The organism is Streptomyces diastatochromogenes (genome assembly GCF_002242805.1).
Taxonomy (GTDB): domain Bacteria; phylum Actinomycetota; class Actinomycetes; order Streptomycetales; family Streptomycetaceae; genus Streptomyces; species Streptomyces diastatochromogenes.
The window spans coordinates 22,422-48,859 of sequence record NZ_MCGQ01000004.1 but is presented as its reverse complement, the minus strand read 5'-3'; the positions used below and the strand labels follow the sequence as shown (position 1 = coordinate 48,859).

Here is a 26,438-nt window from a genome sequence, read left to right as displayed (position 1 = left end):
AACGTGCGATCCGGAGCGTTGCGGATGAGTCTCGAACCGGCCACGGCGGGGCCCCTTCGAGACCGGTGGGTGACCCTCCGGTGACCTAGGACACCACGTCCTTGCGGGCGAACCCCCGGAAGGCCAGGGCGAACAGCACCAGGGCGTACGTTATGGAGATCGCGGTGCCCTGGATCATGCCGGACCACTCGGGGTGCGGCTGGACGGCGTCGGCCCAGGCGAACTGCCAGTGCGCGGGCAGGAAGTCACGCCAGTGGCCGAGGGCGGTGACCGCGTCCAGGACGTTGCCGACGATGGTCAGGCCGACCGCGCCGCCGACCGCGCCGAGCGGTGCGTCCGTCTTGGTCGACAGCCAGAACGCCAGTCCCGCGGTGACCAGTTGGGACACGAAGACGTACGCCACGACCACCAGGAGCCGCTGTGCCGCCGTGCCGGAGTCCAGTGCGCCGCCGGTGGGTATCTGCAGCGGGCCCCAGCCGTAGGCGGCCGTGCCGACCGCGAGGGCCACGACCGGCAGCAGCACCATCGCGGCGAGGCTCATCCCGAGCCCCACGGCGAGCTTGGACCACAGCAGCCGGGCCCGGGGCACGGGCGCGGCCAGCAGATAGCGCAGGGAGGACCAGCTCGCCTCCGAGGCGACCGTGTCCCCGCAGAACAGGGCGACCGGGATCACCAGCAGGAAGCCCGCCGAGACGAACAGGTTGACCGCGGCGAAGTTGGCGCCGGACGCGGTGGCCGTGTCCATCAGGGTGACCTGGCCGTTGCGGCTGCCCGGGTCGCCGCCGATCGCGAAGGCGATGAGCAGCACGAACGGGAGGACGGCCAGGATCCCGCCCATGATCAGCGTGCGCCGCCGCTTGAGCTGGCGCACCAGCTCCACGCGCAGGGGCAGGGTACGGCCGGCGCGGTAGCCGGAGGCCGTCTCGGTGCGCTCGGCCAGCGTGCTCATGCGGAACCTCCGATCAGGGTGAGGAAGGCGTCCTCGAGACGGCGGTGGGGGCCGAGCGAGGCGACGGGGACTTCGAGGCGCACCAGCTCGACGAGGAGACGGGCGGCGGCGGCCGAGCCGGTGACGGAGAGCCCGGGCACTCCCCCGCCGGTCTCGGAGGCGGGGGGCGGGACGGTGATCTGCTCGGCCTCACCGGCTCCGGGCGCGCCCGCGTCGTCGGACGCCGTGCCCCGGTCCGCCCGGCCGGCGGCCACCGGGACCACGACCGGCTCCGTCTCGGGGCGGGAGTCCTCGCCGGGTGCCAGCCGCACGAGCAGACCCCCGTCCGTCCGTACCGCCGACTCGACCCCGGGCAGCGCGGCGACCTTCTCGACCAACGGGTCCGCGATGTCGGCCGCCAGGCCGACGAGCAGGGTGTCGCCGGAGCCCACGATCTCGCCCACCGGGCCGGCCTGGACGAGGCGGCCGCGGTCCATCACCACCAGGTGGGTGCAGGACTGCTCGACCTCGGCGAGGAGGTGGCTGGAGACGATCACGGTGCGGCCGGCGGCCGCGTAGCGGATCATCACCTCGCGCATCTCGCGGATCTGGGGCGGGTCGAGGCCGTTGGTGGGCTCGTCCAGGATGAGCAGGTCGGGCAGGCCGAGCATGGCCTGGGCGATGGCGAGGCGCTGGCGCATGCCCTGGGAGTAGGTGCGCACCGCGCGGGCGAGGGCGTCGCCGAGGCCGGCGATCTCCAGGGCCTCGTCCAGGTGCGCGTCCTCGGGCGGGCGGCCGGTGGCCCGCCAGTACAGTTCCAGGTTCTCCCGGCCGGACAGGTGCGGCAGGAAGCCCGCGCCCTCCACGAAGGCGCCGACCCGCGACAGCACGGGCGCGCCGGGCCGGATGGCGTGGCCGAAGACGCGGATCTCGCCGCCGTCCGGCTTGATCAGGCCCATCAGCATGCGCAGTGTGGTGGTCTTGCCGGCGCCGTTGGGCCCGAGCAGACCGAGCACCTGGCCCTTCTCCACGCGGAAGGACAGCTCACGCACCGCGTACCGGTCGGCGGACTTGGCGTACCGCTTGCTCAGGTCCGTTATCTGCAGCGGGACGTCGGCGAGTGCCGGGTCGGGTGCGGGGGCGGTCGTACGGCGGCGGCCGGTGAACAGCAGGGCGAGCGCGCCCGCGGCTCCGGCCAGGGGCAGCCACCACACCCAGGCGGGCAGGGGGGCGGCCGCGGTGGTGACGGCGGGGGCCGTCGGCACGCTCAGGTCTCCCTTGAGGGAGACGGTGTACGTGGCCGGGGCGGCCGGTGAGGCGTAGCCCAGGTCGGTGGAGGCGAGGACCAGGCGGAGCCGGTGGCCCTTCTGGACCTCGTGGTCGATCGCCGGGAGGGTGATCGTGACGTCCTTGCCGGACTTGGCGCCGGTGACGCGCAGGGGTGCGACGAGCTGCGAGGGCAGCACCTGCTGGGTGCCGTCGGGGCCGACGTCGTAGACCTTGCCGAACAGGACGGCGTCCGCGCTGGTGGAGGTGACGTGGGCCGTCACGGTCGGCGAGCCGGTGATCCTGAGGTCGCCGGTCACGGGCGCCGAGTCGAACTTCGCGTACTGGCCGGGGAAGTCGAGGGAGACACCGACGCCGAGCGCGGACAGCTGGGCGAGGCCGCCGCTGCCGCCGAGGCCGGGCAGGGCGGAGACGCCGGGCGGGCTGGCGCCCGCGGGGTTCGCGAAGCGCTGCTCGCGGCCGGTCAGTGCGATGGCCCGCTGGTGGTCGCGCAGGCCGGGGTAGCTGTCGGCGCTCGCGCCGCGCAGCTGGGCGGCGCCGTCGGTGGAGTCGACGCCTCCCGTGCGGGTGATCCGGAAGGCCGGGCCGGTGTCGGCGGACGTGTCGCCCTTCAGGTAGCGGTCGAACCAGCTCGCCACCCGCCCCTGCACCCGGCCGCTCTCCAGGTCGCCGCCGTCGTGTCCGCCCGCGATCCAGTCGACGTCGACCGGGGAGCCGTTCACGCGGATGGCCTTGGCGGCGGCGTCGGACTGGGCGAGGGTGAACAGGGAGTCGGTCTGGCCCTGCACCAGCAGGGTGGGCACCTTGATGCGGTCGGCGACCGCGGACGGCGAGCGCTCTTCCAGCAGTTTGCGGGCGGCCGCGTCCGGGGTGCCGGACTCGGCGACCCGGTCGTACATCCGGCACAGGTCCGGCTCGAACTTCGCGCAGCCGCCCGCGGTGTTGAAGAAGATCCCGGCCCACAGCTTCTTGAAGACGCCGTTCGGGAACAGGGCGTCGGCGAGGTTCCAGTAGGTGATGGCCGGGGCGATGGCGTCGACGCGGTGGTCGTATCCGGCGGCGAGGAGGGAGATGGCTCCGCCGTAGGAGCCGCCGGCCATGCCCACGCGCGGGTCGCCCGGCTTGTCGAGGCGGACCTGCGGCTGCTCGGCCAGCCAGTCGATGAGCCGGGAGACGTCGGCGACCTCGTGCTTCGGGTCGTTCAGCCCGACCTTTCCGGTCGAGTGGCCGAAGCCGCGCGCGGACCAGGTCAGCACCGCGTATCCGTCGCGGGCGAGGTCCTCGGCCTGCTGCCGGACGTCGTCCTTGCTGCCGCCGAAGCCGTGTCCGAGCAGGACGGCGGGGCGGCGGCCGGCCGAGCCGCCGGTGAAGTACGAGGTGTCGATGCGCGTCCCGTCGGCCATGGTCATGACCCGGTCGCTGCGGTGCACCGGCGGCGCGCCGTCGGAGGCGACGGCCGACCATGTGCCGGCGCCGGCGAGCACCACGACGGCGGCCGCGGCGGCCATCAGCCGCCGCGGCCCCTTGAGCAGCCCGCGCAGTGCGGGCCCGCTCTGCCTCATGCGCGCCCCTGCGGGGGCAGGTGAAGATCCATGCCTCAACGGTACGGGCCGCCACCGACAGCGGAGGCGGCCGCCAGGCTGAACCCCGGGCCCTCCTTGGGGCGTACGGGCCTGCCCCGGCGTACTTCAGGCGTGGTACGCAGACGTCCTCGCCGCCCGGCACGGTGCGGGCGGCGAGGACGCGGGGACGGGTGAGGGGTTCGCTAGGCCTGGTCGTCCTCCGGGATCGAGACCAGCCAGCGGGTCTCGCGGCGCGGGCGGAGGTAGAAGGCCCAGTAGAGGGTGGCGACCGCGGTGATGCCGCCGGTCCACAGCAGGTAGGTCGCCTCCTGCTGGATGAGGATGTAGCCGAGGACCGCGATCAGCAGGACCGGCATCGCGGGCCACAGCGGCATCCGCCAGGCGGGCGTGTGCTTGTGGGAGCCGCGCCGGGACAGGAGGGCGGCGACCGCGACCAGCAGGTACATGCCGGTCACCGAGACGCCCGTCACGCCGTACAGGGTGTCCAGGTTGACGAAGCAGAGCAGGGCGCCGGGGACGCCGACCGCGAGCGTGGCGACCCAGGGGGAGCCGAAGCGGCCGAGCTTGGAGAAGACGTTGTTGACCGGGCCGGGCCAGGCCTTGTCGCGGGCGGAGGCGAACAGCACGCGGGAGTTCTGGATGACCATGACGATGCCCGCGTTGATGATCGCGAGGGCCACGCACAGGCTGACGAAGGTGCCGACCGCAGAGTTGGACCAGGCGGTGACCATGGAGCTGATGTCGCCGCCGGTCAGCTCCTTGAGGTCGCCGGCGCCCATGGTGATGGCGGCGACCGGGACCAGGATGACCACGGTGGAGATCGCCAGGGTGGCCAGCACCGTGCGGGCGACGTTGCGGCGCGGGTTCTCCAGCTCCTCGGAGAGGTAGACGGCGGTCGAGAAGCCCTGGGTGACGAAGAGGGCGATGGCGAGCCCGGAGACGACCAGCATGGCCGTCACGGTGTCCGTGTGGCCGTGCTCGCCGGCCACCTGCATGGAGACCAGGCTGCCGACCCCGCGGTGGCTGTGCGTGAAGCCCAGGAGGGCGACGACACCGGCGGCGACGACCTCCAGGACCAGGAAGATGCCGGTGATCCAGGCGTTGGCGCGCAGGTCGAGCAGGCCCGCGAGGGTGGCGAGCAGCATCACGCCGGCGCCGGTCATCGACGGGTCGAGGTGCACGATCGGCGCGAGGTAGTCGGCCGTGCCCATCGCGATCACCGGCGGGACGATCATCACGACCAGCAGGGACAGGACGAAGACGAGCCAGCCCGCGAGCCGCCCGGCCATCGTCGACACCATGGCGTACTCGCCGCCCGCGCTGGGGATGAGGGTGCCCAGCTCGGAGTAGCAGAACGCCACGGCGATACAGAGGAGGGAGCCGATGGCGATCGTCAGGGCGGTGGCGGTGCCGAGGGAGCCGAAGAGGTCGGGGACGACCACGAAGAGCGTGGAGGCGGGCGTGACACAGGAGAGCGTCAGCAGGGTGCCGCCGACGACGCCGATGGAACGCTTGAGCTTCTGGGGGCTGTCAGGGGCCCCGGAAGCATCTATGACGGCTGTCTCGACAGGGCGGAGCGTGTCGGTCATGCGGCGGGTTCCGATCGACTTGTTCGACTGAGGGTGGGGTCGGGAGCGCTATCGCCTCCGGCGGCTCGTCGTACGTTCGTCTCGTCCGCTCCCGGCGCTGCATAGAGAACCCCGACGAAAACCATTGCGTCAATGGCCGTTTACCTTCGGAATCCGCACCTCCAGCAAGACTTAAGCAGCATCACTTTCACAGGCCGCGACGCCCTATAGGCGCATCCAGCAAGCCCCAGCGGAATGTGACCTTGCTTTCGAAGGTCATCTGCACGTAACCCCTTCGCCATCCGTTTAATCCCGCAAGAACGAGAATCGCAGCCAAGGCGTCAAAAAAATGTCAGGCCGTCCGGTATCCGGACGGCCTGACAGGGGGGTGCGCAGCACTCAGTGGTTGCGGGGGAAGCCGAGGTCGACGCCGGCGGGGGCCTCGGAGGGGTCGGGCCAGCGGGTGGTGACGACCTTGCCGCGGGTGTAGAAGTGCGTGCCGTCGTTGCCGTAGATGTGGTGGTCGCCGAAGAGGGAGTCCTTCCAGCCGCCGAAGGAGTGGTAGCCGACGGGGACCGGGATCGGGACGTTCACGCCGACCATGCCGGCCTCGATCTCCAGCTGGAAGCGGCGGGCGGCGCCGCCGTCCCGGGTGAAGATCGCGGTGCCGTTGCCGAACGGGGAGGCGTTGATGAGGGCGACGCCCTCCTCGTAGGTGTCCACGCGCAGCACGCACAGCACCGGGCCGAAGATCTCGTCCTGGTAGGCCTTCGCGGACGTGGGCACCTTGTCGAGCAGGGAGATGCCGATCCAGTGGCCGTCCTCGTAGCCCTCGACGGTGTAGCCGGTGCCGTCCAGGACGACCTCGGCGCCCTCGGCGGCCGCGCCCTCGACGTAGGAGGCGACCTTGTCGCGGTGGACCTTGGTGATGAGCGGGCCCATCTCGGAGGTCGGGTCGTTGCCGGGACCGATCTTGATCTTCTCGGCGCGCTCGCGGATCTTGTCGACCAGTTCGTCGCCGATGGCGCCGACCGCGACGACGGCGGAGATGGCCATGCAGCGCTCGCCGGCGGAGCCGTAGGCGGCGGAGACGGCAGCGTCGGCAGCCGCGTCCAGGTCGGCGTCGGGCAGGACCAGCATGTGGTTCTTGGCGCCGCCCAGGGCCTGCACGCGCTTGTGGTTGGCGGAGGCGGTGGTGTGGATGTAGCGGGCGATCGGGGTCGAGCCCACGAACGAGACCGCCTTGACGTCCGGGTGCTCCAGGAGGCGGTCAACGGCCACCTTGTCGCCGTGGACGACGTTGAAGACGCCGTCGGGCAGGCCGGCCTCGGCGAGCAGCTCGGCGATCTTGATGGCGGCCGAGGGGTCCTTCTCGGACGGCTTGAGCACGAAGGTGTTGCCGGTCGCGATGGCGATCGGGAACATCCACATCGGGACCATCGCCGGGAAGTTGAACGGCGTGATGCCCGCGACGACACCCAGCGGCTGGCGGATCGAGGCCACGTCGACCCGGCTGGCGACCTGCGTGGACAGCTCGCCCTTCAGCTGCACGTTGATGCCGCAGGCGAGGTCGACGATCTCCAGGCCGCGGGCGACCTCGCCGAGCGCGTCGGAGTGCACCTTGCCGTGCTCGGCGGTGATCAGCTCCGCGATCGCGTCCCGGTTCGCGTCCAGCAGCGCCCGGAACTTGAACAGGATGGAGGTGCGCTGGGCCAGCGAGGACTGGCCCCAGGTCACGAAGGCGTCCTTGGCCGCCGCGACGGCCGTGTCCACCTCCTCGACCGACGCGAACGCGACCTTGGTGGTGACCGCGCCGGTCGCCGGGTCCGTGACCGGCCCGTACGTACCCGACGCGCCTTCGACGGTCTTGCCGCCGATCCAGTGGTTGACGATCTTCGTCATGCCCAGAAACTCCTTTTACAGATGGCGGCGTCGGGTCGAGACGTGCCGTTCGTACAGCTCACGTGCCTTGACCGCGGACGATCGGGTCGCGGTCTCGGCCACAGGAACATCCCACCAGGCCTGCGCCGGAGGCGCGCCCGACACAGTGTCGGACGTTTCGGTCTCCACGTAGACACATGTGGCAGTGTCGGCGGCCCGCGCCTCGGCGAGCGCCGCGCGCAGGTCCCGTACGGTCTTCGCGCGCAGCACGCGCATGCCGAGGCTGGCCGCGTTGGCGGCGAGGTCGACGGGCAGCGGGGCGCCGGTGAAGGTGCCGTCGTCCGCGGTGAAGCGGTAGGCGGTGCCGAACCGCTCGCCGCCCACGGACTCCGACAGACCCCCGATCGAGGCGTACCCGTGGTTCTGCACGAGCAGGATCTTGATCGCGATGCCCTCCTGTACGGCGGTCACGATCTCCGTCGGCATCATCAGGTACGTCCCGTCGCCGACCAGCGCCCACACGTTCCGCTCGGGCGCGGCGATCTTCACCCCGATCGCGGCCGGTATCTCGTAGCCCATGCAGGAGTAGCCGTACTCCAGGTGGTACTGGTCCCGGGACCGGGTGCGCCACAGCTTGTGCAGGTCGCCGGGGAGCGATCCGGCCGCGTTGATGATGATGTCGGACTCGTCCACCAGGGCGTCCAGGGCGCCGAGGACCTGCGGCTGGGTCGGCCTGATGTCCGGCTCGTCCGCCTCGTAGCAGGCGTCGACGCGCTGCTCCCAGCGCTCCTTGTCCTCGGTGTACTCGGTGACGTAGGAGTCGGCGGCCCGGTGCTCGTGCATCACCAGTGCCTCGGTCAGCTCGCCCAGGCCGCTGCGGGCGTCCGCGACCAGCGGCAGCCCGGCCAGCTTGTGGCCGTCGAAGGGCGCGATGTTGAGGTTCAGGAAACGCACGTCCGGGTTCTCGAAGAGCGTGCCGGAGGCGGTGGTGAAGTCGGTGTAGCGGGTGCCGACGCCGATCACCAGGTCCGCGGTGCGGGCCAGCTCGTCGGCGGTCGCGGTGCCGGTGTGGCCGACGCCGCCGACGTCCTGCGGGTGGTCGTGGCGCAGCGAGCCCTTGCCGGCCTGGGTGGAGGCGACCGGTATCCGGGTGGCCTCCGCGAACTCCGCGAGGGTCTCCTCGGCGCGGCTGTGGTGGACTCCGCCGCCCGCGATGACGAGGGGCCGGCGGGCCTCCCTGATCACCCGGACCGCCTCGGCCAGCTCGGTGGGGTCCGCGCCGGGACGTCGTACGACCCACACCCGCTCGGCGAAGAACTCCTCCGGCCAGTCGTACGCCTCCGCCTGCACGTCCTGCGGCAGGGCGAGGGTGACCGCGCCGGTCTCCACGGGGTCGGTGAGGACCCGCATGGCCTGCAGGGCGCTCGGGATCAGGGCCTCGGGCCGGGTGATCCGGTCGAAGTACCTCGACACCGGGCGCAGGGTGTCGTTGACCGACACATCGCCCGCGTACGGCACCTCCAGCTGCTGCAGGACCGGGTCGGCGGGGCGGGTGGCGAAGACGTCGCCGGGCAGCAGCAGCACCGGGAGGTGGTTGATGGTGGCCAGCGCGGCGCCGGTGACCAGGTTGGTCGCGCCCGGGCCGATGGAGGTGGTCACCGCGTGGGTGGACAGGCGGTTCGACTGGCGGGCGTAGCCGACCGCCGCGTGCACCATGGACTGCTCGTTACGGCCCTGGTGGTATGGCATGACATCGGTGTACTCGATCAGCGCCTGGCCGAGGCCGGCCACGTTGCCGTGCCCGAAGATGCCCCAGGTGGCGCTGATCAGCCGCTGCCGCTCGCCGTCGCGTTCCGTGTACTGGGCGGCGAGGAAGCGGACGAGTGCCTGCGCGACCGTGAGCCTCGTCGTCGAGGTCGTCATCGGTAAGCCTCCGTGTGATCCGGGTGGAAGCAGATCCGCCACTCCCGCGTCTCACCCGGACCGGACATGACGTTCAGGTAGTACATGTCGTGCCCGGGCTGGGCGATCGACGGGCCGTGCCAGCCGTCGGGGACGAGGACGGCGTCACCGGAGCGGACCTCGGCGAGGACGTCGGTCCCGCCCTCGCGCGAGGGGAATACGCGCTGATAGCCGAGACCGTTCGGGCCGTCGATCTCGAAGTAGTAGATCTCCTCCAGCTCGGACTCCTCGCCCGGCCGGTGCTCGTCGTGCTTGTGCGGCGGGTACGACGACCAGTTGCCGCCGGGTGTGATCACCTCGACGGCGATCAGCTTGTCGCAGTCGAAGGAGTCGGCGGAGGCGAAGTTGCGCACCCGGCGGGCGCAGGTGCCGCTGCCGCGCTCCTCGACGGGGACCTCCGGCGCGGGGCCGTAGCGGGCGGGGAGTCGTCGCTCGCACTTCGCTCCTGCCAGGGCGAAGCGGCCTCCCGCGCCGGAGGCGATCAGGACCTGGGCGTCCCGGGGCACGTACGCGAAGTCGGAGACCTCCGCGAAAACGCTTTCCCGGCCCAGGAGTTGGAATTCTTCCCCAGCGATGCGCACGGTACATCCGCCTTGCAGCGGAAGCACGATCCATTCACTGTCCCCAGTGGTGAACGTATGTGTACCGCCCGGTGACAACTCCACGATGCGCAGGCTGCTGTGCGTCCAGCCGGCCCGCTTGGGGTCGATGTCGACGGCGTACTGGGCGTTCGCGGTGGCACCCCGGGGCAGGTGCAGGTCGGTGCTGGTCATGCGGCCCTCACAGCAGTCCTACGGCGGTGTCCACGGCGGCGACCACATCGCCGTCCGCCGGGTACAGCAGCGAGCGGCCGACCACCAGGCCGCGCACGGTGGGCAGTTGCAGCGCGCCGCGCCACTTCTCGTAGGCGGCCACCTGCTCCTCGGGCGAGTCGCCGATGTCGCCGCCGAGCAGCACGGCCGGCAGGGTCGAGGTCTCCATGACCCGGGCCATGTCGTCGGGGTTCTCGGTGACCGGCACCTTCAGCCAGGTGTAGGCCGAGGAGCCGCCGAGGCCCGAGGCGATGGCGATGGACTTGGTGACCGCCTCGGCGCTCAGGTCGTTGCGCACCCGTCCGTCGGGGCCGCGCCGGCTGATGAACGGCTCCACGAAGACCGGGAGCCGGTGCGCGGCCATCGCGTCGATGGCGCGGGCGGTGGACTCCAGGGTGGTCAGGGAGCCCGGGTCGTCGTAGTCGATGCGCAGCAGCAGCTTGCCGGCGTCGAAGCCGAGCCGCTGGATGTCCTCGGGGCGGTGGCCGGTGAAGCGGTCGTCCAGTTCGAAGCTGGCGCCCTGCAGGCCGCCGCGGTTCATGGAGCCCATGACGACCTTGTGGTCGAGGGCGCCGAGCAGGAGCAGGTCGTCCAGGATGTCGGCGGTGGCGAGGACGCCGTCGACGCCGGGCCGGGACAGCGCGAGGCACAGGCGTTCCAGCAGGTCGGCGCGGTTGGCCATGGCGAGCTTGCGGTCGCCGACACCGAGTGCGCCACGGGCCGGGTGGTCGGCGGCGACGATCATCAGCCGGCCGTTCTCGTTCAGCAGCGGGCGACGGGCCCGGCGCAGTGCGGCCTCGGCGATCGCCTCGGGGTGGTGGGTGCGGGTGTGGACCAGCTCGGCCACGTCCACGCGCGGCTGCCGGGCGCTGTCCCCGCCCTCGTGGTGGGTGCCTGCCACCCTGCCCGCCCTCACAGGACCGCTCCGGTCTCGAGCGCGGCGGCCACCTCGTCGGGGGTGGGCATCGCGGAGGAGCACTCCAGGCGGGAGGCGACGATGGCGCCGGCCGCGTTGGCGTGTCGCATGATCGTCTCCAGGTCCCAGCCCTCCAGCAGACCGTGGCAGAGGGAGCCGCCGAAGGCGTCACCGGCACCGAGTCCGTTGAGGACGTCGACGGGGAGCGGCGGGACCTCGGCGGACTCTCCCTTGTTGTTCACGGCGAGAACTCCCTTGGGTCCCTGCTTGACCACGGCGACCTCGACCCCGGCGTCCAGCAGCGCGCGAGCTGCGGCGTGCGGCTCACGCACGCCGGTGGCGACCTCGACCTCGTCCAGGTTGCCGACGGCGACCGTGGTGTGGCGCAGGGCCTCGGCGTAGAAGGGGCGGGCGGAGGCAGGGTCCTTCCAGAACATGGGGCGCCAGTCGAGGTCGAAGACCGTCGTACCCGACTTCGCCCGGTGGGCCAGGGCCGCGAGGGTCGCCGTACGGCTGGGCTCCTCGCTCAGGCCGGTGCCGGTGATCCAGAAGATCCGGGTGTCCCGGATGGCGTCCAGGTCCAGGTCGTGGGCGTCGATCTCCAGGTCCGGGGCCTTGGGCTGCCGGTAGAAGTACAGCGGGAAGTCGTCCGGCGGGAAGACCTCGCAGAAGGTGACCGGCGTGGGCAGTCCGGGCACCGGGGTGACCCAGCGGTCGTCGACGCCGAAGCCGCGCAGGGCCTCGTGCAGATAGACGCCGAACGGGTCGTCGCCCGTGCGGGTGATCACGGCGGTCCGCCGGCCCAGCCGGGCCGCGGCCACCGCCACGTTCGTCGCCGACCCGCCGAGGAACTTGCCGAAGGACGACACCTGGGCGAGCGGGACACCGGTTTGCAGCGGGTAGAGGTCCACACCGATCCGCCCCATGGTGATCAGGTCGTACGCCATCGGCTTCCCTTCGTCACGGCTCTCCCCGGCTTTCTAGTCCTGTCCGCCGAGCCCTGTCAATGTTTTGTCCAGACATTCGGACCAGACCTTGACACCGCTTTCCACCGCCCCGCAGGCTGACGGCCATGACGTCGTTGTCACCCTCCTCACTTTCCCGTATCCGGATCGGATCGGCGCCCGACTCCTGGGGCGTCTGGTTCCCGGACGACCCGCAACAGGTCCCCTGGCAGCGCTTCCTCGACGAGGTCGCCGACTCGGGCTACGAGTGGATCGAGCTGGGCCCCTACGGCTATCTGCCGACCGACCCGGCGGTGCTCGCCGAGGAGACCGCCCGGCGTGGCCTGAAGGTGTCGGCCGGCACGGTCTTCACCGGTCTGCACCACGGCGAGGCGGTCTGGGACAAGACCTGGGCGCACGTCTCCGACATCGCCGCCCTCACCCAGGCGATGGGCGCCCGCCACCTGGTCGTCATCCCGTCCTTCTGGCGGGACGACAAGACGGGTGAGGTGCTGGAGCCCTCCGAGCTGACGGCTGCGCAGTGGCGCGATCTGACCTCCCTGACCGAGCGCCTCGGGCACGAGGTACGGGAGCGGTACGGCCTCACGATCGTCGTCCACCCGCATGCCGACACCCACATCGACAGCGAGGAGAACGTCACCCGCTTCCTCGACGGCACCGACTCCGACCTGGTGTCGCTGTGCCTGGACACCGGGCACTACGCCTACTGCGGCGGGGACAGCGTCAAGCTGATCGAGACCTACGGCGAGCGGATCGGCTATCTGCACCTGAAGCAGGTGGACCCGGAGATCCTGGCCGACGTACGGGCCAAGGGGACGCCGTTCGGGCCTGCGGTGGCGCAGGGGGTGATGTGTGAACCTCCCTCCGGGGTGCCCGCGTTGGGGCCGGTGCTGGATGCCGCGCAGAAGCTTGACGTGGATCTGTTCGCGATTGTGGAGCAGGACATGTATCCCTGTGAGCCGGACAAGCCGCTGCCGATTGCGCGGCGGACTCGGGCCTTCTTGAGGTCGTGCGGGGCGTAAGGGCGCCTTCTCGTCTGCCGGGTTCTGTGGGTGTGCGGGTGCGGGTCGTTTGTGGGGGGAAGCCGGCGGACCGGGCTCGACGACAGGGGTATCCCCGGTTCGAGCGAAGCCGAGAACCGGGAAAGAGTCCCGGTCCGCCCTGCCGCGCGCTGTGAGCGCGTGCCTCTGCTGCGGGCGTGTCACAAATACCCCCTTCCTGTCACACATGTCGCGCCTACGCGGGTTCTCGGTCACACCTGGTCAACAGGCACTTTCCCGTGGTCACTCTGCGTCGTTCACCGGGCACAGGCTTGGTGATCGCCAGCGCAGCGCCCGGCTCCCCCGACGGCCGCCCCCGGCCGCCGCCGCGGCGCGCGCAGGGAGGTGCGACTCATGACCGACCGAAGGCTCTGGTCCTACAAGGAGATCGCGGCACACATCCGGGTGCAGCCGGACACCGTACGGTCCTACCGCAAGCACGGCCTGCTGCCTCCGCCCGACCACGTGGAGGGCGGCAAGCCCTACTGGTTCGCCGAAACCGTCCGCGCCTGGGTCGCCTCCCGACCGGGCAACCGGGGCCGAAGAGTGGACTGACCAGGCCTTCCGGAAAAGCACCTGTGCCCCACCCGTCGCGTGGGGCACAGTCGCCTCATGAGCTTCTCCAGCTTCTCCGTCAAACCCGTCCTGACCGGCCGGAAGACCGTCCTGCGCCCCTTCACCGAGGCCGATGCCGACGTGATGTGGGAGATCATCGAAGACCCCGAGGTCGTCCGCTTCACCTACGAACCGTCGATCGAGCTGACCCCGGAGCGGCTGCGGTCCTGGTACGGCTCCCGGGCCGCCGCCCCCGACCGGCTCGACCTGGCCGTCACCGACCCCGCGACCGGCGAAGTAGTGGGAGAGGTCGTCCTGAACGAGTACGACCCGGACGCCCGCAGCTGCACCTTTCGCACGCTCATCGGGCCCCGGGGCCGCGGCCGCGGTATCGGCACCGAGGCGGCCGGACTGATCGTCGCCCATGGCTTCGAGGAACTCGGTCTGCACCGCATCGAGTTGGGTGCCTACGCCCACAACCGCCGGGCCCTGCACGTCTACGAGAAGGTCGGGTTCGTGGTCGAGGGGGTCCGGCGGGAGGTGCGGCGGCGGGACGGCGAGTGGGCCGACGAGGTGATCATGTCGATCCTCGACCGTGAGTGGGCCGCGCTCAGCTCCACGGTTCGATGACCGTCACGCCCGCGCCCGGTGCCGTACCCATCGCCGCCAGGGCCTCCGGGACCGCGTCGAGCGGGATCGTGCGCGTGATGAGCAGGTCCGGGCGCAGCACCCCGGACCCGACCAGCTCCAGCATCCCCGGATAGGCGTGCGCGGCCATGCCGTGGCTGCCCAGGAGTTCGAGCTCCAGGGCGATGGCGCGGGCCAGCGGGACGGGGGTGGTGCCGTCCGCCGAGGGCAGCAGGCCCACCTGGACGTGCCGGCCGCGGCGGCGCAGGGAGTCCACGGAGGCCGCGCAGGTGGCGGGCGAGCCGAGGGCGTCGAGGGAGAGATGGGCGCCGCCGCCGGTCAGCTCCCGGACGGCGGCCGCCGTGTCGGGCACGCCGGTCGCGTCCAGGCACTCGGCCGCCCCGAACTTCCGCGCCAGGTCCAGGGCCCGGGGCGACACGTCGACGGCGACCACCCGCGCTCCCGAGGCCGCCGCGATCATCACCGCCGACAGCCCGACCCCGCCGCAGCCGTGCACGGCGACCCACTCCCCCGCCGCCACCCGGCCCTGCTGCACCACCGCGCGGAAGGCGGTGGCGAAGCGGCAGCCGAGGGCGGCGGCCGTGGCGTACGTCATCCCGTCCGGGATCGCGACCAGGTTCACATCGGCATGGTCCAGGGCCACGTACTGGGCGAAGGAGCCCCAGTGGTGGAATCCGGGCTGGGTCTGGCGCTCACACACCTGCTGGTCTCCGGCCGCGCAGGACGGACAGCTGCCGCAGGCGCAGACGAACGGCACGGTGACCCGGTCGCCGGGCCGCCAGCCGGTCACCCGGGCGCCCACCGTCTCGACGACTCCGGCGAGTTCGTGCCCCGGCACGTGCGGGAGCGTGATGTCCGGGTCGTGGCCCATCCAGCCGTGCCAGTCGCTGCGGCAGAGGCCGGTCGCCTCGACCCGCACCACGACCCCGTGCTCGGCGGGCTCCGGATCCGGCACCTCCCGTACCTCGGCCGGCTCCCCGTACTGCTCGAACACCACGGCTCTCATGCGCCTCACCCTGCCATGGAAGCCACCCGGCTCACACCCCCGCCGGTTCCTTCTCCTTCTTCTTCGCCGGCGCGGCCGGTTCGCCCTCGCTGAGTCCGAACCGCTGGTGGAAGCGCCGCAAGGGGGCCGGGGCCCACCAGGTGGCGCGGCCCGTGAGCCGCATGATCGCCGGGACCAGGAGGCTGCGTACGACCATCGCGTCCATCAGCACCGCGAGGGCGATGCCGAGGCCCAGCATCTTGGTGTTGGTCACCCGCGAGGTGCCGATGGCGACCATCACCACCGCGAGGATGACCGCCGCCGCGGTGATCAGCCCTCCGGTGCGCTGCAGCCCGTGGCGGACCGCCTCGTTGTGGTCGCCGGTGCGGTCGTACTCCTCCTTGATGCGGGAGAGCAGGAACACGCCGTAGTCCATGGAGAGGCCGAAGGCCACGCAGAACATCAGGACGGGCAGGGTGGTCTCGATCGAGCCGGTGCTGGTGAAGCCGAGCGCACCGGAGAGGTGGCCGTCCTGGAACACCCAGACCACCGCGCCGAACATCGCCGTCAGGCTGAGCGCGTTGAGCACCACCGCCTGCAGGGGTATCAGCACGCTGCCGGTGAGCAGGAAGACCAGCAGCAGGGTGACGATCGCGATGAACGCCCCCGCCCAGGGCAGGCGTTCGCCTATCGCGTGCTTGGAGTCCACGAGGACGGCGGCCGTGCCGGTCACCTTGGTGTCGAAGGGGGCCTTGAGCGAGCGCAGGTCGCCGACCAGGCGCTGGGCGGCGCTGTCGACGGCCTCGCCCTTCGGCTGCACCGTGAAGTAGGCCGTGTCGCCCTTGACCAGCGGGCCGTCGACACGGACCACCTCGGGCAGGGCGGCCACCCGCTGCTTGTAGTCGGCGTACTGGGTCTGGGTGGCCCCGCCCTCGGCGAGGATCTCCAGGCCGCCGCCGGGGCTGCCCGGGAAGTCGTCGCGGATGTGCTGCTGCACCACGTGCGACTCGGCGCCCGAGGGCAGCTGGCGGTCGTCGGCGGTGCCGAACTTCACGCCCAGGAAGGGCAGTCCCAGGAGCACCAGCAGGGCGGTCGTGCCGAGCGCGAAGAGCGGGGCGCGGCGCATCACCAGCGTGGCGGCGCGGGCCCAGGCAGTGCCCTCGGCACCGGAGGGCTTCGCCGTGCGGCGGAAGAGGCGGCGCAGGTCGAGGGAGTTGACCCGGTGGCCGAGCAGGAGCAGGGCGGCCGGGAGCAGGATCAGGGCGGCCGCGGCGGCGAGCAGGACCACGGCGATGCCGGCGTAGGCGAAGGACCGCAGGAAGTACTGCGGGAAGACCATCATGGCGGCCAGGGAGACCGCAACGGTGAGGGCGGAGAACAGGACCGTGCGGCCGGCCGTGCGCAGGGTCGTGCCGACGGCGGTCAACGGGTCGGCTCCGGCGGAGAGTTCCTCTCGGTAGCGGCGGACGATGAACAGGGCGTAGTCGATGGCGAGGCCGAGGCCGAGTGCCGTGGTGAGGTTCAGCGCGAAGACGGAGACGTCGGTGAAGGACGTCAGGCCGCGCAGCACCGCGTTCGTGCCGAGGATGGCGACGATGCCGATGCCCAGCGGCAGCAGGGCCGCGATCGCGCTGCCGAAGATCATCACCAGCAGAACGAGGGTGATGGGCAGGGCGATCATCTCGGCGCGCGTGAGGTCATCCTTGATGATCGTCTGCATCTCGTGCCGTACCGCGACGATGCCGCCGACCTTCACCTGGACCGGGCCGTGTGTGCCCCGGTAGTGGGGCGCTATGCGGTCCAGGGTCTTGCCCATCGCGTTCTCGTCGCCGGTGATGCGGGCGGCGATCAGCGCCTCGTGGCCGTCCTTGGCGCGCAGGGCGGGCGATTTCGACTGCCAGTAGGAGCCGACGCCGGTCACGCCCTGCTCGGTGGCCAGCCGCTCGGTGAGGTCGCGGGCCCGGGCGGCGACCGCCGGGTCGTCGACGGAGGCGCGGCCGGAGTCGACCAGGAGCAGCAGGTTGGGCTGGGAGTCGGGGAACTCGCGCTCCAGGGCCTTGGTCGCGTACGTGGACTCGGCGGCCGGGTCCTCCCAGCCGCCGCTGCCCAGACGGTCCGCGACCCCGCTGCCGGCGAGCACGGCGAGCGCGGTGAGCACCAGGGCCACCAGCAGCGACAGGCGCGGGCGGGCGGTCACGAAACGTGTCCAGCCGCCGACGGGGGGCGGTCCGTCCCCCAGGTGCGGCGCCTTGTTGACTTCGGTCATCGTGCGGTGTCCCCTTCACCCTGACCCAGGTCTGTGCAGGCAGGCAGCATGGGTCGGTCATTGCCATAAACTGGCAAACACGAGAGATCGCTCGCGTTTCTCAAGAATGCGAGCGACCGCTCGTGTTTGTCAATCACCTTCGAAGGGCTGGGGATCACGCGTGTCCGAAACCTCGGATAAGGAGCAGCCGCGCCGCCGCCAGGCACGTGGTGAACGCCGTATCGCGCAGCTCCTCCAGGCCGCCGCCCAGGTCTTCTGCACCACCGGCTACACCGCTGCCAGCACCAACGCCATCGCCCGCGAGGCGGGCGTCTCGCCGGGCACGCTCTACCAGTTCTTCCCGAACAAGGAGGCGCTCGCGATCGAGCTGGGCGACCGGCTCATCCACGAGATGCAGGAGACCTACGGCGAGGCGCTGACCCCGGTCGAACCGGCCACTCCGCTGGAGGAGGCCATCGGCACGGCCGTCGACCGGTTCATCGCCTTCAACACGGAGCACCCGGTCTTCTTCGCGCTGATGCACGGCCCCGACGTACCCGGCAGGATCGCCGAGGCGCACGACCAGCTGCACGCCACCCTGGTCGGCCGGATCGAGGGCCTGCTCGGCTCCCTCATGCCCGGGGCCGGCCCGGCCGACGTCACGCGCACGGCCCATGTCTGCCTCGGCGTCTACAAGGCGGGCCTGGAGCTGGTCCTCGCCCACGAGGGCGCCGAGCGGGCGGCCTACGTGCAGGAGATCAAGGACGTCCTGATCCGCTACCTGGAACCGCTGGTGGGCGACCGGCTCGGCCACGGGTGACCCCGGGGCGATCCCCGGACTGCGCCCGTGGGCACATCTGCCTAAAGTGCGGATAAATCGCCCAGCAGGAGCTCTAGGGGACCCACGTGACCCACTCGCCGCCGCCCGGTATGCCCCGGGCCCGCATTCCCGGCCCCCAGCAGCCCCCGCCGCCGTACCCGCGCATCGGCGCGGGCCTGTGGAGGCGCTGCCTGGGCGGCGGTCTCACGCTGTGGGCGCTGGCCGCGCTGGTGACGTACACGACGCGGAACACCGCGTTGCTGCCGACCCTCGTCCTGCTCGGCGGCTTCCTGGTCCCCGTCGTCTTCGTGCTGTGGGCGTACGAGCGGCACGGCCGGGACCTGGGCGTGAGTGCCGTCCTCGGCTGCTTCCTGACCGGCGGCGCGCTCGGCGTGCTCGGCGCCGCGGCGATGGAGTCGTACCTGCTCCGCCCCTCCCCGGGGATGTTCACCGGCGTCGCCCTGATCGAGGAGGCCGCCAAACTCGGCGCACTCGTGTTCGCACTGCGTCGCCAGCCGGCCATCCGCGGGGTGCGGGCCGGGCTGGTGCTCGGCGCGGCCGTCGGCTTCGGCTTCGCGGCCCTGGAGAGCTGCGGGTACGCCTTCGCCGCGGCCGTCTCCGCCGACGGCATCGATCTCAGGACGCTGCTGGAGACGGAGATCCTGCGCGGGGTGCTCGCCCCCTTCGGGCACGGCCTGTGGACGGCGATCGCGGGCGGCGTGCTGCTCGCCCACCGCCGTCCGAACGGGCACTTCCGGCTCGCCGCGCCGGTCGTCGGCACCTGGCTGGGCGTCTCGGTGCTGCACGCTCTGTGGGACGCCACGCACGGCATCGCGATCTGGCTGGTGACCCGCCTCTTGACCGCCGGCCCGGCACCGGAGCTGTTCGCACAGGGGTACATCCCGCGGCCGAGCGCCGCACAGGAGCACCTGTTCACGCTGTTCTCGGTCGGCGGTCTGATGCTCGTCGCCGTACTCGGCATCGCCTGGGTGCGGTCGCTGGCACACCGGGGCACCTCTTGGTGAAATACCCCCTAGGGGTATACTCTGAGAAAGGTTGGGGCTCCCCCGTGGGCCCCAACGGCCCCACACGCCACGACGAGGAGTAACGACATGACCGCCCAGACCGACGCTTCGGGCTCCGTCACCACCGTCTACCAGGTGACCGGCATGAGCTGTGGCCACTGCGAGGGCTCCGTCTCCGGCGAGATCTCCCAGATTCCCGGCGTCAGCTCGGTCAAGGCCGTCGCGTCGACCGGCGAGGTGACCGTCGTCTCCGAGGCCCCACTCGACGACGAGGCCGTCCGCGCCGCCGTGGACGAGGCGGGCTTCGAGCTGGCCGGCAAGGCCTGAGAGCACGGCCCGAGCGACCGGGCCCGCCCCGAGCCCCGGGTGCGAGCCCCGAAACCTTTCACCGACCGGGCCGTGCCGACCAGCTGATACTGGCTCCGCGCGGTCCGGTCCGATGTCTGGAGTCCGGACATGACCAGCACCACCACAGAGACAGCGGGCGCGATAGGCAGCACGTCCGAGGTCGAGCTGCTCATCGGCGGGATGACCTGCGCCTCCTGCGCCGCGCGGGTGGAGAAGAAGCTCAACCGCATGGACGGCGTGAGCGCCACCGTGAACTACGCGACGGAGAAGGCGAAGGTCAGCTACGCCGAGGGCGTCCTGATAGCCGACCTGATCGCGACCGTCGTGAAGACCGGCTACACCGCCGAGGAGCCCGCGCCACCGGAGCCCGAACCCGAGGCCGAGGCCGACGGGACCGCCGAGCACGACCCCGAACTCGCCGCCCTGCGGCACCGGCTGCTGGTCTCCGTGCTGCTCGCCGCCCCCGTCGTCCTGCTCGCCATGATCCCCGCGCTGCAGTTCGACAACTGGCAGTGGCTCTCGCTCACGCTCGCCGCCCCGGTCGTCGTCTGGGGCGGTCTGCCCTTCCACCGGGCCGCCTGGACCAACGCCCGGCACGGCGCCGCCACCATGGACACCCTCGTCTCGGTCGGCACACTGGCCGCGTTCGGCTGGTCGCTGTGGGCCCTGTTCTTCGGCGACGCGGGCATGACCGGCATGCACGACGAGTTCCGGTTCACCGTCTCGCGCATGGACGGCGCCTCCACCATCTACCTGGAGGTCGCCGCCGGAGTCGTCGCGCTGATCCTCCTCGGCCGCTATCTGGAGGCCCGCTCCAAGCGGCGCGCGGGTGCGGCCCTGAAGGCCCTGATGAAGCTGGGCGCCAAGGACGTCGCCGTACTGCGGGACGGGCGCGAGGTGCGCGTGCCGGTGGCCTCGCTGGCCGTGGGCGACCGGTTCGTCGTACGGCCCGGCGAGAAGGTCGCCACCGACGGCACGGTCGTCCAGGGCGTCTCCGCGGTGGACGCCTCCATGCTGACCGGCGAGTCGGTGCCGGTGGACGTCGGCCCCGGCGACCGGGTCACCGGCGCCACGGTCAACGCGGGCGGCCGGCTGGTGGTGGAGGCGACCCGGGTCGGCACGGACACCCAGCTCGCCCGGATGGCCCGGCTGGTGGAGGACGCGCAGAACGGGAAGGCCGAGGTGCAGCGGCTCGCCGACCGGATCTCCGCCGTCTTCGTCCCCGTCGTCATCCTGATCGCGCTCGCCACCTTCGGCGTCTGGCTGGCGGCCACCGGCGACACCTCCGCCGCGTTCACGGCCGCCGTCGCCGTGCTGATCATCGCCTGCCCCTGCGCGCTCGGCCTCGCCACGCCGACCGCGCTGATGGTCGGCACCGGCCGGGGCGCCCAGCTCGGCATCCTGATCAAGGGGCCCGAGGTGCTGGAGTCCACGCGCCGCGTCGACACCGTCGTCCTGGACAAGACCGGCACGGTCACCACCGGCCGGATGACCCTCCAGGCGGTGCACGTCGCCGACGGCGAGGACGAGAAGGAGCTGCTGCGGCTCGCCGGAGCCCTGGAGCACGCCTCCGAGCACCCCGTCGCGCGGGCGATAGCCGCGGGCGCCGAGAAGCGAACCGGGCGGCTCCCCGCGGTCGAGCACTTCGAGAACGTCCCCGGGCGGGGCGTACGCGGGCGCGTGGAAGGCCGTGAGGTGGCCGTGGGGCGCCTGTACGACGCACTCCCGGAGGAGTTGGCCCGGGCCGGGCGACAGGCCGAGCAGGAGGGCCGTACGGCCGTCACGGTCGGCTGGGACGGACGGGCCCGGGGTGTCCTCGCCGTCGCCGACGCGGTCAAGGAGACCAGCGCCGAGGCGGTGCGCGAGCTGCGCGCCCTCGGGCTCACCCCGGTCCTGCTCACCGGGGACAACCGGACGGTCGCCGCGGCGGTCGCGAAAACCGTCGGCATCGACGAGGTGATCTCCGAGGTGCTCCCCGAGGAGAAGGTGGACGTCGTACGGCGGCTGCAGCGCGAGGGACGCGCCGTGGCGATGGTGGGTGACGGCGTCAACGACGCGGCCGCGCTGGCCACGGCCGACCTGGGGCTCGCCATGGGCACCGGCACCGACGCGGCGATCGAGGCCGGCGATCTGACGCTCGTGCGCGGGGACCTCCGGGTGGCCGCGGACGCCATCCGGCTCTCCCGGCGCACCCTCGCCACCATCAAGGGCAACCTCGTGTGGGCCTTCGGCTACAACGTGGCCGCGCTGCCGCTGGCCGCCGCGGGGCTGCTGAACCCGATGATCGCGGGGGCGGCGATGGCCTTCTCCTCGGTGTTCGTGGTGACCAACAGCCTGCGACTGCGCCGCTTCCGCTGAAACACCCCAGGGTTACCGAGGGTTAGGCGCGGCCGAAGTAAGAGCCCCCCTAGAGTCAGGCGCGAGCCTCACATAAGCTCTTCACAAGGCTCGCGCATCTTCCTTACGCTTGGGCCTCGATCGTCGTATCGGGGCTCTTGCGCACCTAAGGGACATATGCAAGAGACGCAGATCACAGTGATGCGAACGTAACCATCGAAGGGGTTCGAAGGTCTAAGTTGGCGATGTCAGAACAGCGTCTTGGGGGGCGCTGACTGGCATCTGGGGATGTCTTGGGGGACTTCCTCAGAGATGCGTTGCCGGGGCACGCACACCGGGAAGCTTTGAGCGGCCCTCCCAGAGTGCGTTGTCCCGGCAGATCGCACCGCATCACTGGAGTACGACGGGTTTTGCTCGTTGTGCTCAGACAGCGATTTCAGGCGCTGTCCTCTCCGAGCGCCCGGCCGGATCCCGTGGGGGGAATCCGCACCGGGACATGGGAAGGCGCCCTGGTCGTCGGCCCGTGGGGGGACTGACGGCTCAGGGCGCCTTCTGTTTACGCTCAACTTCTGGAGCTCGCTCGGTGCAGCGCCCCAAGGGGGCGCGGGGAACCGCGCGACCAACCGCAACGGACGGGCAGCCGCCCACGCTCCTTGAGCATCGAGCTCTTGGGCGAGCGCCTCCGAACGGCACAGCCCAGCGAGGGGCACCAGTCACCCGGCGCCCCCACCGGCAGGTGTCAGCGCTCCTCGACCGGAACGAAGTCGCGCTCGACGACGCCCGTGTAGATCTGGCGCGGGCGGCCGATGCGGGAGCCGGGCTCCTTGATCATCTCGGTCCACTGGGCGATCCAGCCCGGCAGACGGCCGAGGGCGAACAGGACCGTGAACATCTCGGTCGGGAAGCCCATGGCGCGGTAGATCAGGCCGGTGTAGAAGTCGACGTTCGGGTAGAGGTTGCGCGAGACGAAGTAGTCGTCGGAGAGCGCGTGCTCCTCCAGCTTGAGCGCGATGTCCAGCAGATCGTCGGACTTGCCCAGGGCGGAGAGGACGTCGTGCGCGGCGGCCTTGATGATCTTGGCGCGGGGGTCGAAGCTCTTGTAGACCCGGTGGCCGAAGCCCATCAGGCGGACGCCGTCCTCCTTGTTCTTCACCTTGCGGATGAAGGCGTCGACGTCGCCGCCGTTCTCCTGGATGCCCTCCAGCATCTCCAGGACGGACTGGTTGGCGCCGCCGTGCAGGGGGCCCCACAGGGCGGAGATGCCGGCCGAGATCGACGCGAACATGTTGGCCTGGGACGAGCCGACCAGGCGGACCGTCGAGGTCGAACAGTTCTGCTCGTGGTCCGCGTGCAGGATCAGCAGCTTGTCGAGCGCGGAGACGACGACCGGGTCCAGCTCGTACTCGTCCGCCGGGACCGAGAAGGTCATGCGGAGGAAGTTCTCGACGTAGCCCAGGTCGTTGCGCGGGTAGACGAACGGGTGACCGATCGACTTCTTGTACGCGTACGCCGCGATCGTCGGAAGCTTGGCGAGCAGGCGGATGGTGGAGAGGTTGCGCTGCTTCTCGTCGAACGGGTTGTGGCTGTCCTGGTAGAAGGTGGACAGCGCCGAGACGACCGACGACAGCATGGCCATCGGGTGGGCGTCGCGCGGGAAGCCCTTGTAGAAGTTCTTGACGTCCTCGTGCAGCAGGGTGTGCCGCGTGATGTCGTTCTTGAACGTGGAGAGCTCGTCGACGGTCGGCAGCTCACCGTTGATGAGCAGGTACGCCACCTCGAGGAAGGTGGAGCGCTCGGCGAGCTGCTCGATGGGGTAGCCGCGGTAGCGGAGGATGCCCGCCTCGCCGTCCAGGTAGGTGACGGCGGATTTATACGCGGCCGTGTTGCCGTAACCGCTGTCCAGAGTCACCAGACCGGTCTGGGCGCGGAGCTTCCCGATGTCGAAGCCCGTGTCACCGACGGTGCTGTCGACCACCGGGTAGGTGTACTCGCCGTCGCCGTACCGCAGTACTACAGAGTTGTCGCTCACGTCTTCCCTCACCCGACGTAGTGCCTCATCTTCGAGGTGCCCTGACTGTCTCTACCATCCCCCATTTGGCTCAGGAGAGTGCACTCGGGGTCGACCATTGGGCCTATTGGCGGCACTCAGTGCCGCCAACCTGCTCATCCTGCCCCCTCCGACCGGCATCTGGAAGTGCTCTGTGACCTTTGCGACTCGTTTGATCGATCATTTTTTGTGATGCCGCTCGCCGCCTCTGTCGCCGCCCCTGTTCAGGGGCCGGTCAGGAGCCGTGCAGCCTGAAGTCCAGTGCCGTGCAGCGCCGTCCGGCCGAGACCGTGCGCACCGCCTGTCCGATCGCCTTGCGTGAACCGACGAGGACGACGAGTCGCTTCGCCCGTGTCACCGCCGTGTACAGGAGGTTCCGCTGGAGCATCATCCAGGCCCCGGTGGTGACGGGGATCACCACTGCGGGATATTCACTCCCCTGTGAACGGTGGATCGTCACCGCGTACGCGTGCGCCAACTCGTCCAGTTCATCGAACTCGTACGGAACCTCCTCGTCCTCGTCCGTCAGCACCGTCAGCCGCTGGTCGACCGGATCGAGCGAGGTGACCACGCCCACGGTGCCGTTGAAGACGCCGTTCTTCCCCTTCTCGTAATTGTTGCGGATCTGGGTGACCTTGTCGCCGACACGGAAGACCCGGCCGCCGAACCGCTTCTCCGGCAGATCGGGCCGGCCGGGCGTGATGGCCTGCTGGAGCAGGCCGTTGAGGGTGCCGGCGCCGGCCGGGCCGCGGTGCATGGGCGCGAGCACCTGGACGTCCCGGCGCGGATCGAGCCCGAACTTGGCCGGAATGCGACGGGCGGCCACGTCCACGGTGAGCCGGCCGGCCTCCTCGGTGTCGTCCCCCACGAAGAGGAAGAAGTCCTTCAGACCGTCGGTGAGCGGATGCTGCCCGGCGTTGATGCGGTGCGCGTTGGTGACCACGCCGGACTGCTGGGCCTGCCGGAAGACTCGGGTGAGCCGCACGGCCGGGACCGGGCCGCCCTCGGCCAGCAGGTCGCGCAGCACCTCGCCCGCGCCGACGCTGGGCAGTTGGTCGACGTCACCGACGAACAGCAGATGGCCCCCCGGAGGCACCGCCTTCACCAGCTTGTTGGCGAGCAGCAGGTCCAGCATGGAGGCCTCGTCCACGACGACCAGGTCGGCGTCCAGGGGGCGGTCCCGGTCGTAGGCCGCGTCGCCGCCGGGCTTCAGCTCCAGCAGCCGGTGGACCGTGGAGGCCTCGGCGCCCGTCAGTTCGGCGAGCCGCTTGGCGGCCCGGCCGGTGGGGGCGGCGAGCAGCACCTTGGCCTGCTTGGCGCGGGCCAGCTCCACGATCGAGCGGACCGTGAAGGACTTGCCGCAGCCGGGCCCGCCGGTGAGCACGGCGACCTTCTCGGTCAGCGCGAGCCGGACGGCGGCCTCCTGCTCGGGGGCGAGGTCGGCTCCGGTACGGGACTTCAGCCAGCCGAGCGCCTTGCCCCAGTCGACGTCCCGGAAGGCCGGCATCCGGTCCTCCGGCGTCCGCAGCAGGCGCAGCAGCTGGGCGGAGAGGGAGAGTTCGGCGCGGTGGAAGGGCACCAGATACACGGCGGTGACGGGCTCCGCGTCCCCTTCGGGGCCGGGCACCTTCTCGCGTACGACCCCGGGTTCCGCGCCGTCCTCCGCCGGTTCGGCCAGCTCGGCGAGGCACTCGATGACCAGCCCGGTGTCGACCTGGAGCAGCTTGACCGCGTCCGCGATCAGCCGCTCCTCGGGCAGGAAGCAGTGGCCCTGGTCGGTGGACTGGGACAGCGCGTACTGGAGGCCCGCCTTCACCCGCTCCGGGCTGTCGTGCGGGATGCCGACCGACTGGGCGATCTTGTCGGCGGTGAGGAAGCCGATGCCCCAGACGTCGGCGGCCAGCCGGTACGGCTCGTTCTTCACGACCGAGATGGACGCGTCGCCGTACTTCTTGTAGATCCGCACCGCGATGGACGTGGAGACCTCGACGGTCTGGAGGAAGAGCATGACCTCCTTGATCGCCTTCTGTTCCTCCCAGGCGTCGGCGATCTTCTTCGTCCGCTTGGGGCCGAGGCCGGGCACCTCGATCAGCCGCTTCGGCTCCTCCTCGATGATCGTGAGGGTGTCCACGCCGAAGTGCTGGGTGATGCGGTCGGCGAAGACCGGGCCGATGCCCTTGACCAGCCCGGATCCGAGATAGCGGCGGATGCCCTGGACGGTGGCCGGCAGGACGGTCGTGTAGTTCTCCACCGTGAACTGCTTGCCGTACTGGGGGTGGGAACCCCAGCGGCCTTCCATGCGGAGGGACTCGCCGACCTGGGCGCCGAGCAGGGCACCCACCACCGTGAGGAGATCGCCGCCGCCGCGGCCGGTGTCGACCCGGGCGACCGTGTAGCCGTTCTCCTCGTTGGCGTACGTGATCCGCTCCAGGACCCCTTCGACCACCGCCAGATTGGACATGATCCGACGCTACAGCCGGGCTCTG

At 71.0% G+C, this 26,438-nt stretch carries 19 protein-coding genes; 7 read left to right on the top strand and 12 right to left on the bottom strand.

Going from position 1 to position 26,438, the window contains the following annotated elements; translation table 11 throughout:
* Positions 1-85: 85 nt before the first annotated feature.
* The 8 genes from BEK98_RS01675 to iolC form a co-directional block, all read right to left on the bottom strand.
* On the bottom strand, positions 86-949 hold the full coding sequence (locus BEK98_RS01675) for an ABC transporter permease (RefSeq protein ID WP_094214521.1): 864 nt from the start codon (positions 947-949) through the stop codon (positions 86-88).
* The gene (locus BEK98_RS01670) at positions 946-3,777 is read right to left on the bottom strand and encodes a CocE/NonD family hydrolase (protein WP_094214520.1); all 2,832 of its coding nucleotides are present in this window, start codon (positions 3,775-3,777) and stop codon (positions 946-948) included. Before BEK98_RS01670 ends, BEK98_RS01675 begins: the two co-directional genes overlap by 4 nt.
* Positions 3,778-3,980: 203 nt before the next feature.
* Entirely contained in the window at positions 3,981-5,387 is a 1,407-nt protein-coding gene (locus BEK98_RS01665; RefSeq protein ID WP_094214519.1) for an APC family permease, read from the bottom strand.
* A gap of 378 nt (positions 5,388-5,765) precedes the next feature.
* Entirely contained in the window at positions 5,766-7,268 is a 1,503-nt protein-coding gene (gene mmsA, locus BEK98_RS01660) for a CoA-acylating methylmalonate-semialdehyde dehydrogenase (protein WP_094214518.1), read from the bottom strand.
* A gap of 15 nt (positions 7,269-7,283) precedes the next feature.
* Positions 7,284-9,170: a 3D-(3,5/4)-trihydroxycyclohexane-1,2-dione acylhydrolase (decyclizing) gene (iolD, locus tag BEK98_RS01655; protein WP_094214517.1), complete on the bottom strand. Its 1,887-nt coding sequence runs from the start codon at positions 9,168-9,170 to the stop codon at positions 7,284-7,286.
* Positions 9,167-9,982 (bottom strand): 5-deoxy-glucuronate isomerase, encoded by an 816-nt coding sequence (gene iolB, locus BEK98_RS01650; RefSeq protein WP_094214516.1) that lies wholly within the window; start codon positions 9,980-9,982, stop codon positions 9,167-9,169. The genes iolD and iolB overlap by 4 nt, the downstream gene beginning before the upstream one ends.
* 7 nt (positions 9,983-9,989) lie before the next feature.
* Positions 9,990-10,868, bottom strand: coding sequence for a Cgl0159 family (beta/alpha)8-fold protein (locus BEK98_RS01645; protein ID WP_094214616.1), 879 nt, complete (start codon positions 10,866-10,868; stop codon positions 9,990-9,992).
* A 65-nt stretch (positions 10,869-10,933) separates the two neighbouring features.
* The gene (gene iolC, locus BEK98_RS01640; protein WP_094214515.1) at positions 10,934-11,884 is read right to left on the bottom strand and encodes a 5-dehydro-2-deoxygluconokinase; all 951 of its coding nucleotides are present in this window, start codon (positions 11,882-11,884) and stop codon (positions 10,934-10,936) included.
* 125 nt (positions 11,885-12,009) lie between these two features.
* On the opposite strand from iolC, the gene BEK98_RS01635 reads away from it, so the two are divergent.
* From BEK98_RS01635 to BEK98_RS01625, 3 genes are all read left to right on the top strand, one after another.
* Entirely contained in the window at positions 12,010-12,924 is a 915-nt protein-coding gene (locus tag BEK98_RS01635; protein WP_094214514.1) for a sugar phosphate isomerase/epimerase family protein, read from the top strand.
* Between the two features lie 372 nt (positions 12,925-13,296).
* Positions 13,297-13,497, top strand: coding sequence for a helix-turn-helix transcriptional regulator (locus BEK98_RS01630; RefSeq protein WP_094214513.1), 201 nt, complete (start codon positions 13,297-13,299; stop codon positions 13,495-13,497).
* Positions 13,498-13,554: 57 nt separating this feature from the next.
* Positions 13,555-14,127, top strand: coding sequence for a GNAT family N-acetyltransferase (locus tag BEK98_RS01625; protein ID WP_094214512.1), 573 nt, complete (start codon positions 13,555-13,557; stop codon positions 14,125-14,127).
* On the opposite strand, the gene BEK98_RS01620 is transcribed toward BEK98_RS01625, so the two are convergent.
* Entirely contained in the window at positions 14,108-15,151 is a 1,044-nt protein-coding gene (locus BEK98_RS01620; protein ID WP_094214511.1) for a zinc-dependent alcohol dehydrogenase family protein, read from the bottom strand. The genes BEK98_RS01625 and BEK98_RS01620 overlap by 20 nt on opposite strands.
* Positions 15,152-15,182: 31 nt before the next feature.
* Positions 15,183-17,396 carry an MMPL family transporter gene (locus BEK98_RS01615; protein WP_094214510.1) on the bottom strand — a complete coding sequence of 738 codons (2,214 nt, stop codon included), beginning with the start codon at positions 17,394-17,396 and terminating at the stop codon, positions 15,183-15,185.
* 160 nt (positions 17,397-17,556) lie between these two features.
* Here BEK98_RS01615 and BEK98_RS01610 point away from each other — a divergent pair, with 160 nt between their 5' ends.
* The 4 genes from BEK98_RS01610 (at position 17,557) to BEK98_RS01595 (ending at position 21,926) form a co-directional block, all read left to right on the top strand.
* Positions 17,557-18,195 (top strand): TetR/AcrR family transcriptional regulator, encoded by a 639-nt coding sequence (locus tag BEK98_RS01610; protein WP_244201705.1) that lies wholly within the window; start codon positions 17,557-17,559, stop codon positions 18,193-18,195.
* Between the two features lie 86 nt (positions 18,196-18,281).
* Positions 18,282-19,220 carry a PrsW family intramembrane metalloprotease gene (locus tag BEK98_RS01605; protein WP_094214508.1) on the top strand — a complete coding sequence of 313 codons (939 nt, stop codon included), beginning with the start codon at positions 18,282-18,284 and terminating at the stop codon, positions 19,218-19,220.
* Positions 19,221-19,307: 87 nt separating this feature from the next.
* Complete coding sequence (locus BEK98_RS01600) at positions 19,308-19,547, top strand: heavy-metal-associated domain-containing protein (RefSeq protein WP_094214507.1); 240 nt, start codon at positions 19,308-19,310, stop codon at positions 19,545-19,547.
* A 129-nt stretch (positions 19,548-19,676) separates the two neighbouring features.
* Positions 19,677-21,926 carry a heavy metal translocating P-type ATPase gene (locus tag BEK98_RS01595; protein ID WP_094214506.1) on the top strand — a complete coding sequence of 750 codons (2,250 nt, stop codon included), beginning with the start codon at positions 19,677-19,679 and terminating at the stop codon, positions 21,924-21,926.
* 718 nt (positions 21,927-22,644) lie between these two features.
* Here BEK98_RS01595 and BEK98_RS01590 read toward each other — a convergent pair.
* A complete protein-coding gene (locus BEK98_RS01590) occupies positions 22,645-23,934 on the bottom strand; it encodes a citrate synthase (RefSeq protein WP_094214505.1) in 1,290 nt (429 codons plus the stop codon).
* 253 nt (positions 23,935-24,187) lie between these two features.
* Positions 24,188-26,413 (bottom strand): SF1B family DNA helicase RecD2, encoded by a 2,226-nt coding sequence (gene recD2 / locus BEK98_RS01585; RefSeq protein WP_208642977.1) that lies wholly within the window; start codon positions 26,411-26,413, stop codon positions 24,188-24,190.
* Positions 26,414-26,438: the final 25 nt, after the last annotated feature.

Bases quoted from the DNA above. Each gene is read 5' to 3' on its own strand.
- BEK98_RS01600 (WP_094214507.1), top strand. From the start codon at position 19,308: ATGACCGCCCAGACCGACGCTTCGGGCTCCGTCACCACCGTCTACCAG.
- iolC (WP_094214515.1), bottom strand. From the start codon at position 11,884: ATGGCGTACGACCTGATCACCATGGGGCGGATCGGTGTGGACCTCTAC.
- mmsA (WP_094214518.1), bottom strand. From the start codon at position 7,268: ATGACGAAGATCGTCAACCACTGGATCGGCGGCAAGACCGTCGAAGGC.
- iolD (WP_094214517.1), bottom strand. From the start codon at position 9,170: ATGACGACCTCGACGACGAGGCTCACGGTCGCGCAGGCACTCGTCCGC.
- BEK98_RS01665 (WP_094214519.1), bottom strand. From the start codon at position 5,387: ATGACCGACACGCTCCGCCCTGTCGAGACAGCCGTCATAGATGCTTCC.
- BEK98_RS01595 (WP_094214506.1), top strand. From the start codon at position 19,677: ATGACCAGCACCACCACAGAGACAGCGGGCGCGATAGGCAGCACGTCC.
- BEK98_RS01675 (WP_094214521.1), bottom strand. From the start codon at position 949: ATGAGCACGCTGGCCGAGCGCACCGAGACGGCCTCCGGCTACCGCGCC.
- BEK98_RS01625 (WP_094214512.1), top strand. From the start codon at position 13,555: ATGAGCTTCTCCAGCTTCTCCGTCAAACCCGTCCTGACCGGCCGGAAG.
- BEK98_RS01630 (WP_094214513.1), top strand. From the start codon at position 13,297: ATGACCGACCGAAGGCTCTGGTCCTACAAGGAGATCGCGGCACACATC.
- BEK98_RS01620 (WP_094214511.1), bottom strand. From the start codon at position 15,151: ATGAGAGCCGTGGTGTTCGAGCAGTACGGGGAGCCGGCCGAGGTACGG.
- recD2 (WP_208642977.1), bottom strand. From the start codon at position 26,413: ATGTCCAATCTGGCGGTGGTCGAAGGGGTCCTGGAGCGGATCACGTAC.
- iolB (WP_094214516.1), bottom strand. From the start codon at position 9,982: ATGACCAGCACCGACCTGCACCTGCCCCGGGGTGCCACCGCGAACGCC.
- BEK98_RS01635 (WP_094214514.1), top strand. From the start codon at position 12,010: ATGACGTCGTTGTCACCCTCCTCACTTTCCCGTATCCGGATCGGATCG.
- BEK98_RS01615 (WP_094214510.1), bottom strand. From the start codon at position 17,396: ATGACCGAAGTCAACAAGGCGCCGCACCTGGGGGACGGACCGCCCCCC.
- BEK98_RS01670 (WP_094214520.1), bottom strand. From the start codon at position 3,777: ATGAGGCAGAGCGGGCCCGCACTGCGCGGGCTGCTCAAGGGGCCGCGG.